Source organism: Bacillus sp. JJ1764 (assembly GCF_036962145.1).
GTDB lineage: Bacteria > Bacillota > Bacilli > Bacillales > Cytobacillaceae > Neobacillus.
The window spans coordinates 1-10,960 of sequence record NZ_JBALNY010000163.1; the positions used below are offsets into that span (position 1 = coordinate 1).

Consider the following 10,960-nt stretch of genomic DNA (forward strand, 5'->3'; position numbering starts at 1 on the left):
TCTTAAAATAATTACTTACTATCATATCATTAAAATCGAACAGAATATATTTCGTTTTTTTTCCATGTTTTTATTCGTTATCGGTCAAACAAAAAATTTGATTAGTGGTAATAATTACTCAAACTATCTATCAAACAAAATCAAAAAGAATGATTGTCGAAAACTATTAATTAACGTACAATAAACCTTATAAATGAATATATTTAAAGGAGAAATACCATGTCAGGGATAATTGGGATTGTGTTGGCTTTTGTAGCAATTGGAGTGGGAATGGTTTTAAAAGGAGCTTCTTTAACAGCTTTAATCAATCCTGCTGCATATCTTATTATATTTGGTGGAACCGCTGCGACGATTTTTATCGCGTTCCCAATGAGCGAATTAAAGAAATTCCCTATTCTTTTAAAGATCGCCTTTTTGGAACCTAAGCTTCCAGCCAAAATGGATCAAATCGCCAGTTTAGTACAATGTGCAGAGGTTGCAAAGCGAGAAGGACTCTTAGCACTTGAGGAAATTGCCAATAATACAACAGATCCTTTTTTCAAAAAGGGCCTAGAGTTGATTATTGACGGAAATGATATCGATTTTGTAGAAGAAGTATTATTTGATGAAGTAGAGGCCATTGATAAACGTCACAAAACTGGTGCTCTCATTTTCACACAAGCTGGTACGTATGCGCCAACTTTAGGGGTTCTTGGAGCAGTTGTCGGTCTCGTTGCGTCTCTCGGAAATCTGAATGATGTTGAAAAACTGGGCCATTCTATTTCAGCAGCCTTTATTGCCACGTTATTGGGGATCTTTACCGGGTATGTCCTTTGGCATCCACTTGCCAATAAATTAAAACGGATTTCAAAACGTGAGCAGGAAGTTAAACTGTTAGTAATCGAAGGACTACTTGCTATTTATCGAGGAATTTCACCTAGTGCATTAGAGAAGAAACTGACCGTTCACGTAGCACCTAAGGAACGTTCAAATTCAAATAAGAAAAATGGTGATAAGGGCAATGAGTAAGAAGCGTAGAAAATTTGATGACGAACATGAAGAACATATTGATGAATCGTGGCTCATCCCCTATGCCGATATTTTAACTCTTTTACTAGCATTGTTTATCGTATTATTTGCATCAAGTAATATTGATAAGCAAAAATTCCATTCCATCATGGAATCATTTAAATCGGAATTAACCGGTACAAATATCAAAGGTGATAATGAAGGGTTATCCGTGCAGCCTTCGAAAATTAAATTGCCTGATGCAACGACTGCGGACAAGCAAAATACACAGGAGAGTAAAAATCCGGCACCGACTACAGAAGATGCGGAGCTTAATAATTTGATGCAGCAATTGCAAAAGATTATTTCTGATAATCATTTAGAATCGGTCATCACCTTGCAGGAATCGAAACGCGGTGTGGAAATTGCCTTAAAGGATGTTATTTTATTTGACCCGGGAAAAGATGCGTTAAAACAAAGTTCCTTTACTACTTTGGACGCGTTGGCTAATGTGGCCAAATCCGTAGCTAATCCCATTAGCATAGAGGGTCATACAGATAATGTGCCGATCAGCAATTCGAAATTTGCTTCCAACTGGGAATTATCATCTGCTCGTGCCGTTAGTGTGCTGCATTATTTTGAATCAAAAAGTATCGATAAAAGCCGGCTGCAGTTTGTTGGATACGGAGAATATAAGCCGATTTATCCAAATGATACCGCTGAACATAAGCAGTCAAACCGCCGTGTTAATATCGTCATTTTAAGAAGTGACCAAAACTAGGCCTGACATTCAAAATCAGGCCTAGTTTTTTATTATGCTTTTACTTGGGAAAAATGCGTTACTTGCGAACATGCAGATTTACTTGCAAAATTTGTTCTGTTACTTGCAAAACTACCCTATTTACTCTCGTAACGATTACTTAACTGTCATCGGCACTACCCTCTGCCCAATGGCTGCGATTAATTCGGCCGACATTGGGAAGCTTAACGCTGCAGGGTCTTTCATTACCGCAGGAATAGTAAACTGTAAGGCCTCTTCGGTAATATTGAATTCCTTGAAGTCCGCTGGAAGGCCCACTTTATATTGTAATAAACGAATCTTTTCAACCACTTTTGCTAAAGCAGAATCTGCAGAATCTCCTCTCACCTCTACATTTAAGGCTTGTGCTAATTCCGCTACTTTTGGTAAATAAAGCTGTGGCACCATCTCCATGACGACTGGTAAAAAGACAGCATTTGCCAAGCCATGTGGGATCCGGAATAATGCCCCATAAGCATGAGCCATATTATGAACCGGAATCGCATTTAAGGCAAAACTAAAGGCGGTAATTCCCATGAGACTGGCCTGAAGCAAATCCATTCTCGCCTCCAAATTCCCTCCATCCTCTACAGCTACCGGAAGATTTTTTTCAATTAACCGAATGGCATGCAAGGCTTGGGCATCCGTTAATCCGGTCGCTGTTGGTGAGGCAAGTGCTTCAATTGCATGCGTTAAGGCATCAAAGCCGGTAAATGCTGTAATGAGCGGTGGCAAACCAACTGTTAAATCTGGATCTAGAATGGCCATGTCAGCACTAATAAATGGATTAATAATATTGGTTTTCATTTTAATTTCTTCATTATAAATAACGGCAATGGGAGATACTTCCGATCCGGTGCCGGCAGTCGTTGGAATGGCGATATGCGGGATAGGAATGTAATTGGCTTTCGGGAAGGATTCATATAATAGTCCTCCCGGAATGGCCTCTTTTATATCTGATAAACCCTTGTGAAGAGCATATTTAACCGCTTTTACTGTATCAAGAACACTGCCGCCGCCCACTGCCAGTAAGCTGTCCGCACCAATTTCTCTAGCATAGCGAACTGCATCATTGATGCAATGAGATTCTGCATCCTGAGCGATATCCAAATACGTTCCTACGAGCTCCGGCCCGCTACCATGACCTGTTAGATCAAAAATGGCCGCTACCTTTTCCACTATTCCGGCTTTTTCTAACCCTCTGTCGCTTAAAAGTAGAACCCGCTTCGCCCCTAAACCAGCGATTAAACTTGGGACCATTGCCCTTGAATTCGATCCGCTATATATACCTGTACGCAGCATGAACTGAGATAAGGAAGTTTTCATTTCATCTTCACCTCTTCATTAATTTTGGCCAAACAGAATTCCATACCAATTGCGTCGATCTAACTCAGGAACCATGGATGTATGCACATGCTTCACTTGAGTATAGGCATCAAGTGAATGCTTGCCCATTTCCCTGCCGATCCCGCTTTGTTTATAACCGCCGAACGGTGCATCATTGCGAAGCATATGCCAGTCATTGATCCAGACAGTACCCGCTTGAAGTCTCCGTGCTACATCGTAAGCTTTATTCACATCTTTAGTCCAAACACCGGCAGCCAAACCGTAAATCGAATCATTGGCCATTTTGATGGCATCCTCCAAATCCGAATAACGAATAACAGATAGGACCGGTCCAAAAATTTCTTCCTGAGCAATTTTCATATCATTCGTTACATTGGCAAAGATCGTTGGCTCAATATAATGTCCTTCTTCGCACCCCATCACTTTTACTTCCTTACCACCACAGACAAGTTCGGCCCCTTCTTTCTTACCAGCCTCAATATAGGAAAGTATAGTTTCCTTTTGCTTTTTAGAAATGACTGGTCCAATATCAGTGGTTGGATCGAGAGGATTGCCCACTTTTAATTTACTTGCCAGCCCGACAAGCCCCTGAATGACCTCATCGTATAGTTTATCTGGAACAAACAAGCGTGTTCCGGATTCACATAGTTGACCGGAGTGGAGGAAAACTCCAAATAAACTTCCCGGCAAGGCAATACTGAGGTCGGCATCCTCCAAAATAATGTTTGGTGATTTACCACCTAATTCCAAAGTTGTATTTTTGATGGTTTTTGAAGCAAGCTCCATAATTCTCCGGCCAACTTCCGTAGAACCAGTGAAAGCAACCTTATCTACTTGTGGATGAGAAACTAATGCTTCACCCACTTCTGCCCCTGGACCTGCCACGACATTGATGACGCCTGGAGGTACTACAGAGGAAATAATTTCAGCCAGCTTTAGAGTGGCCAGTGGCGTATAACTGGCAGGCTTCACCACCACTGTATTTCCCATCGCTAACGCTGGGGCAATTTTCCAAGTGGCAATCCACATTGGCAAATTCCATGGTGTTACGGCTGCACAAACCCCGATCGGTTCCCGCCAGACAAAGTTATGGGCAGGTCCTGGGAACGGAGGGACTGGAAGCGTTTCCGAAAATGGATATTCTAACGTGAATTTCGCCAATGTTTGAAATAAATCTACCATTTGGAGGACATCGATACTGCTGATTCGTCTTAATGTACCCCCAGAACTTATGGCTTCTAGATACACTAGTTCTTCAGCATGCTCGGCAATTTTATAAGAAATCGCATAGAGGACATTAGCGCGATCCTTCGGCTTCATGTTTTTCCAATCCCCTTGATCAAATGCTTCGCGGGCTGCTTTTACGGCACGATCGACATCGGCTGCAGTTCCTTTCGCCACCTTGGCCACTACTTGCCCATTTGCTGGGTTATACACATCAAACGTCTCATTACTGCTTGCAGGTTCCCATTTCCCATTAATAAAGTGGTAAAATGTTTGAACATCAACTTGAACGGTCATGACTACTTTTCCTCCCTTTTTATAAGATTCCAATCTCACTTTCTGTTACCCTATAAATCTCTTCAATTTTCTTGCCCTTTGCTCTTGCCAGAACATCCATCCTTACTGCCAGCTGTTTCATTGTAAAATTCATAATCTCCTCTGGATTTCCCCCGAACGACGTAACCTCCCTTCCTGCGGTGCCCTCTTGATTAAGTTTAATGGCTAATGGCGCCAATTCTCCCATTTTCATCATCACGAATTCGTAGAGATGTGGGTGCTCACAAATCAAACGCTGCAGCAAAAATGTGCCGTACCCTATATGTCTTGATTCATCCTTCTTTAAGTTCCCCACTCCTTCAAGCAGGCCTGGCATGATTCCGGCTGTTTCCAAGGCTGCATAGAAGGAAAAATATCCGGTTTCAGCCAATACCCCTTCAACAAACATATTGTAAACAACCGATGCTTCGGCAATGGCTTCTGGCGACTGGTCTGAAATGAGACGTCCCATGGCAGCTGGCAAAATTTCATAAAATATTTGTTTATAGGTGTCGGTGTGGAAATGGGCCAAGTCACCTTTTTCATCAAGGGCGTTAAGTACCCGGCGGAAAAATTCAGTATGCTTGGCTTCTTCATATAGAAAAGTGGTTAAAAACATTTCTTCTTCCAGGCGTCCTTCTTTAGCAATAGTCATGATTAATGGTAGTAGATCAAGTGTTACAGCTTCTTCACCTGCTTGAAATTGCGAAATCAATCTGAGGATATCATCTCGCTGTTCTGCGGTTAGCTTTTTCCAATCTTCTCGATCCTGACTGAAGTCAAGATCGGCCGGATTCCATGTTCCGACCCGTTTGGCCTTTTGATACAATCGATATGGAAATGAATCCTCTTGAATCCCCCTGCTGCTTGTTGTGATAAAAGTTCTTTTTTCCATAATGATGCTCCCTTCTTTTATTAAAATGATTGAGTGACGATGTCTGCAGCTGTTTTACGAAGATGGGTTTTTAAAATTTTGCCAACACCGTTTCTCGGTAAGGTATCTAGAAATACAATTCTTCTGGGTGTTTTGCTTTTCGCTAAATGGTCTTGACAATAGCGGAGTAATTCTTCTTCTGTTAAGTCAGCCCCAGGCTTTTTCACGACACAAGCGACCATTTCTTCGCCCATCCGTTCATCTGGGATCCCGACAACTGCGGCCTCTGCCACTTGTTCATGCCCACTCAAAATTTCCTCGATATCACGTGGATAAAGGTTGAAGCCTCCCCTAATGATCAAGTCTCTTTTCCGGTCCACAATATAGAGGTAGCCATCATCGTCCATCCGGGCCATATCGCCGGTATATAACCAACCATCCTTTAGGACGCGTTCAGTTTCTTCGAGATTTTGAAAATATCCAGGAGTAACATTGTCACCACAGACAATTAATTCTCCCACCTCTCCAAGTGGTACCTCAACTCCTGCATCATTAACAATTTTCACTTCGACCCCAGGAATCGGAATGCCGACTGATCCCGGTTTAATATCGAACCCTTTTCGATGGGCCGAAACCACTGGTGCTGCTTCCGATAACCCATAGCCTTCATATACCTTGGCACCAAACTTTTTCTCAAAAGCATAAAGCAGAGCAACTGGCAATGGCGAGGAACCCGAACCGACCGATTCCAATGAAGAAGTATCGAATTGGTCGGCCTGTGGATAGGACACCATTGCATAAATCATCGCCGGTACAGCCGAAAAGGACTTAACCTTATGCGTTTCAATCGCTTTGAACACTTCTTTTACATCAAAATGGGAGAAAACCGCAATAGATCCACCCGTCAAAAACGAAATATTAGAAACGGTCAATCCATATACATGAGCAAGCGGAAGAACTCCTAATGTAGTTCCCCGTTCTGTCTCATTGTGTTTAGCTGAATTCTCTGCATTGGAATACAAATTTTTATGAGTCAATAGCACCCCTTTTGGATTCCCAGTGGTTCCAGAGGTGTATAAAATGACTGCAGTATCATCAGACATCACCTGGTCCAGTAGTGTGCTGTTCCCCTCGACCATCACATCATAAAAGTTTTTGAGTGTTCCATTTGAGGGAACATCTACAACGATTACTTGCGGTTCTGAAGGTATTTCTTCAAGGGCCTTTTCAACATTTTCCAGTACAAAAGAAGAAGTTATGACTGCCTTTGCCCCCGAATTACGGGCAATATAATGCAGTTCTTTTGGATGAAGCATGTACATAACCGGAACAATAATCGCCCCAGCCCTAGTGATTCCCTGATATGCCATGATGACTTCAGGACAATTGGGCAGACAAACCATCACCCGATCACCTTTTTTAATCCCCAAGTTTAGCAGTCCGTGGGAAAACCGATCGGCAAAATCCTTGATTTGAATATTGGTAAACGTCTTATTTTTGAAAAATAAAAAAGGATACTCACTAAATTCAGTGATATTTAATTCCAGTAAGTCTTTTAGCTTCACACAATCCTCTCCCTTTAAAAATGGTTTATGTGAGTTGGTAAGTGATAAGAGTTTCGGTTTGGTGTTTATGAAAAACTTGATTCCGATCTTCCAATAAATCAAGATGACCTTGGATTTGCGATAACCCTAAATAAATCGTACTTCCTTGTAATCGCGGATACATGACCTGACAGATCGCAAATATACTCTTTGGACCGTCGGATAATATATGTAAGATCTGATTGCAGCGCTTTTCCTGTTCTTGAAATCTTTTTTCAATCAAGAGATCATGCCCTGTAAATGAATCACCGTGTCCGGGGAAAATAGTTGCTAACGGCAGTTTTTTTACTCTTTCCAGAGAATTTCTATATTGCAATAACGGTTTTTGCCGCTCTGCTTCGCCTGGATTGGGCGGTTCAATAAAGGCATTCACTGAAAATGACTTTAATAAATGGTCGCCAGCAATGGCCTCCCCTGTTTCCCGATTCCATAACAAAATATCCGACTGACTATGGCCAGGGACATATACCACTTCAAAGTCCACTCCACCTAACGGAATCACAGCACCATCTTTAAGAAACGAAACCTTTTCCCATTTTTCCTCGCGAAATCGCCGCTTTACGATATGTTTCTCTGGATCCGCACCACAGCTCGATAAAAATTGGTGAAAAAATAGTTGCGTTCTTTCAAATACATCCATCCAAGCGTTAATCCATCCACGTGCTTGCTCATGGACAAAAACGGGTAGTTCTGCCTCTTCCTGAATAAATGAAATCGCTCCGGCATGATCGTCATGGATATGGGTCAAAACAATTGAATCGAGATCCCTCAAGGAAACACCATGTTCGAGCATTTTTTCTCTAAGCTGATCATAGGCTTTTTTACCTGGATTCCCCGTATCCACCAACGTCACCGTCTCACCTTTTACCAAAAAAGCATTTACCTTTCCCTCAGCAAAATGAGTATCCAATTCCAAAGGAATAATGTTTGCCATAGCAGTCTCCTCCTATCCAATTTTGTTATGATTACCACGTACATTAGGAGGTTGGACGAATCTACTTAAAAACTATATTTCTAGTAACCCAGAATTATGATCATGATCTCCTAAATGTGGAATTATTTTTTTCAAAAAACAATCCCCCTTGCTAGTTCCAAAAGTTTCTGTCTAATCTGCAAGGAGGACATAATACGCTATTTCAATTTGATTGGTACGATTTTCCCATCTTTAACAGCAGCTACTTCCAGTTCACCGTCAAAGCCGCCATCAATGAATTTGTTAAACTGATAAATTCTCACATTTTCAGGGATATTTTCGACACCCTTCTGCATCTCAGCCTGAATCTTCTCGGGATCATCCACAGAACCCGCCGCTTTCATGGCTTCTGCAAAAATATAGGTGGCAATATAGTTCAGACCTGCTTCTGAGCCGGGATCTTCACCATACTTTTCTTTATATTTTTTCGCAAAATCTGGAATAGCCGGACTGTTCTTAGACTCTACCAGCGGCATAACACCAATCGAACCGTTTAATAGATCATAAGATCCCGTTACCTTCTTCATTTCATCAAATTTCGCCTGATCCATCACGATGAAGCCGCCTTTGAATCCAAGCTCTCTGGCCTGCTTCGCCACTTTGGCAGTCGGTTCAGAGGCACCGCCAATGAACAGAACATCTGGCTTTTGCTTTAACGCATTTGTCACAACAGTGAAGAAATCTGTTTCTTTTGTAAAGTCAATGGCTGAATTGTAGACAACCTTACCGCCCTGTTTTTCCCAATACGCTTTTAACTTCTCGGACCAGTCCTTGCCATATTGGGAAGCTGTAGGAAGAAAGGCAATCTTTTTGCCGTAATTTTTCATTTCATATTCTGTGAATGGTTTCAGGTATCCGTCATAACGCGGAGGGATCCTTACAGTCAACTTGTTGCCGACTTCAGAAACCTTAGGTTCGCTAGTGTAAGCACCGATAATGAATTTATCTTGTTGATTAAACACTTGAAGGGCAAAAACACCGCCGCTGTGTGGAGTGAAAATAATAGGGGTTTTGTTTTCCTGAACCAATCTCTTGGCATTGGCCCCGGCTTCATTCGGTAAGTATTTGTCATCCAAGGAGACTATGTTCAACTTATATTTTTTACCTGCAACATCGATTCCGCCGCCTCCATTAATTTCTTCGGCAGCCATTTTAATCCCATTTAACGTACGCTCGCCATAAAAGGCAGCCGGTCCACTTAACGGTCCGGTATACCCTATATTCACCGTTCCAGCAGCATCTTCTGTCTTTCCTCCACCTTCGGAAGCTGGCTTTGTGCTTGCCTTCTCCTCTTTCGTACTGTTACAAGCAGCAAGGCTGAAAATCATGATAAAAATAAACGCTAACATGAAAATCGACTTCATTCGTTTCATCGGCTTTCCCCCTTATATTTTTTTCTATTGCAGACAATCCCTAATGTTCTGACTGAAATACCACCCCCTTAAAATAGCAAAGGTTTATGCGCCAATGTACGCCTTTCTTACGTCATCATTGGCAAAAAGCTCCTCTGAGGACCCTTTCAGGACGATGGTTCCATTTTCAAAAACATAGCCTTTATCGGCAATTTTTAAAGCGGCATTGGCGTTTTGTTCCGCCAATAGGATGGTTGTACCTTCCCGATTAATTTGTTGGATAACCTCAAACATTTGTTCAACAATTAAGGGGGCGAGTCCAACAGAAGGTTCATCAAGCAGCATCAACTTCGGTTTGGCCATTAATGTTCTGCCAATTGCTAGCATTTGCTGTTGCCCTCCACTGAGAGAGCCAGCGGCGTCATTCCTTTTTTCCTTTAAGATGGGAAATAATTCGTAAACGTGATCTAATGACCGTTTGATTTCCTCTTTTTTGCGGCGATGGATGAATGCGCCCATTCTTAGATTTTCTTGGACGGACATGGCTGGAAACAACTTTCTACCTTCTGGGCACTGGCCAATTCCCAATTGGACAATTTGGTCGGCTGATCGTTTATTGATTGTTTTGCCATCAAAGATGATTTCTCCTTGTGAGGCCCTGTTTAATCCGCTGATGGCGCGGAAGGTCGTGCTTTTACCTGCACCATTAGAGCCTAACAAGACAACTATTTCCCCTGTAGTCACTTCAATATTAATGTCATGGACAGCCGTATAGCTGCCATATTTGACTGAGACATTAGTAAGCTTAAGCACTGGAACTCCCTCCCAAATACGCTTTAATGACGGTTTCATTGTTACGAATTTCCTCGGGAGTTCCTTCGGCAATTTTTTCCCCGTAATTAAGAACCATGATTTTATCAGCGATTTTCATAATCATTTGCATTTTATGTTCAATCAGACAGACGGTACTTCCCCTACTCACCATTTTTCTCATTAAATGGGCAAGGCCTTCGGTTTCATCTGGGTTGACCCCTGCTGCAGGCTCATCGAGAAAGACAATTTCCGGGTCAGTAGCAAGGGCAAGAGCAAAAGCCGTCCGCTTTTTCTCCTCCTGAGTCAGCCCGCCCACCAGTTTTTCGGCAACATGCTGCAACTCCACAAATTCCAGCACTTCCATTGCTTTTTCACGACACTGTGCTTCCTCCCGTTTTAACCGAGGAGTTCTTAAAATCGCATCGACTAAAGTGGATTTTGTCCTTAATCGATGCCCAACAATGACATTGTCCAACACGGTCGATTGCTCAAATAGATTTGTCGTTTGAAAAGTGCGTGCCACACCTAGCTCGGCAATTTTATTGGAAGGAAGCTTGGAAATATCCTGTCCTTTGAACACAACAGTTCCTGAACTCGGACGGTGAAACCCGCTGATTAAATTGAAAAAGGTGGATTTTCCAGCCCCATTTGGCCCGATAATCGCATTGATTT

Annotated in this window: 10 protein-coding genes; 2 read left to right on the plus strand and 8 right to left on the minus strand. The window is 42.2% G+C overall.

What is annotated here, in order from left to right; all coding sequences use genetic code 11:
- Positions 1-219 precede the first annotated feature (219 nt).
- Entirely contained in the window at positions 220-1,008 is a 789-nt protein-coding gene (motA, locus tag V7083_RS19925; RefSeq protein WP_335481200.1) for a flagellar motor stator protein MotA, read from the plus strand.
- The gene (locus V7083_RS19930; RefSeq protein ID WP_335481202.1) at positions 1,001-1,768 is read left to right on the plus strand and encodes an OmpA family protein; all 768 of its coding nucleotides are present in this window, start codon (positions 1,001-1,003) and stop codon (positions 1,766-1,768) included. Before motA ends, V7083_RS19930 begins: the two co-directional genes overlap by 8 nt.
- Positions 1,769-1,903: 135 nt before the next feature.
- On the opposite strand, the gene V7083_RS19935 is transcribed toward V7083_RS19930, so the two are convergent.
- The 8 genes from V7083_RS19935 to V7083_RS19970 form a co-directional block, all read right to left on the minus strand.
- Positions 1,904-3,112: an iron-containing alcohol dehydrogenase gene (locus V7083_RS19935; RefSeq protein ID WP_335481204.1), complete on the minus strand. Its 1,209-nt coding sequence runs from the start codon at positions 3,110-3,112 to the stop codon at positions 1,904-1,906.
- 18 nt (positions 3,113-3,130) lie between these two features.
- Positions 3,131-4,654, minus strand: coding sequence for an aldehyde dehydrogenase family protein (locus V7083_RS19940; RefSeq protein ID WP_335481206.1), 1,524 nt, complete (start codon positions 4,652-4,654; stop codon positions 3,131-3,133).
- A 19-nt stretch (positions 4,655-4,673) separates the two neighbouring features.
- On the minus strand, positions 4,674-5,567 hold the full coding sequence (locus V7083_RS19945; RefSeq protein ID WP_335481208.1) for a R2-like ligand-binding oxidase: 894 nt from the start codon (positions 5,565-5,567) through the stop codon (positions 4,674-4,676).
- 20 nt (positions 5,568-5,587) lie between these two features.
- Positions 5,588-7,111 (minus strand): long-chain-fatty-acid--CoA ligase, encoded by a 1,524-nt coding sequence (locus V7083_RS19950; protein ID WP_335481210.1) that lies wholly within the window; start codon positions 7,109-7,111, stop codon positions 5,588-5,590.
- A gap of 25 nt (positions 7,112-7,136) precedes the next feature.
- Positions 7,137-8,084: an MBL fold metallo-hydrolase gene (locus V7083_RS19955; protein WP_335481212.1), complete on the minus strand. Its 948-nt coding sequence runs from the start codon at positions 8,082-8,084 to the stop codon at positions 7,137-7,139.
- Between the two features lie 197 nt (positions 8,085-8,281).
- Complete coding sequence (locus V7083_RS19960) at positions 8,282-9,496, minus strand: ABC transporter substrate-binding protein (RefSeq protein WP_335481213.1); 1,215 nt, start codon at positions 9,494-9,496, stop codon at positions 8,282-8,284.
- Positions 9,497-9,580: 84 nt separating this feature from the next.
- Positions 9,581-10,288 (minus strand): ABC transporter ATP-binding protein, encoded by a 708-nt coding sequence (locus tag V7083_RS19965; RefSeq protein ID WP_335481215.1) that lies wholly within the window; start codon positions 10,286-10,288, stop codon positions 9,581-9,583.
- Positions 10,281-10,960, minus strand: a 680-nt coding sequence (locus V7083_RS19970) for an ABC transporter ATP-binding protein (RefSeq protein WP_335481216.1), incomplete at its 5' end; no start/stop codon positions are given. The genes V7083_RS19970 and V7083_RS19965, both read right to left, overlap by 8 nt.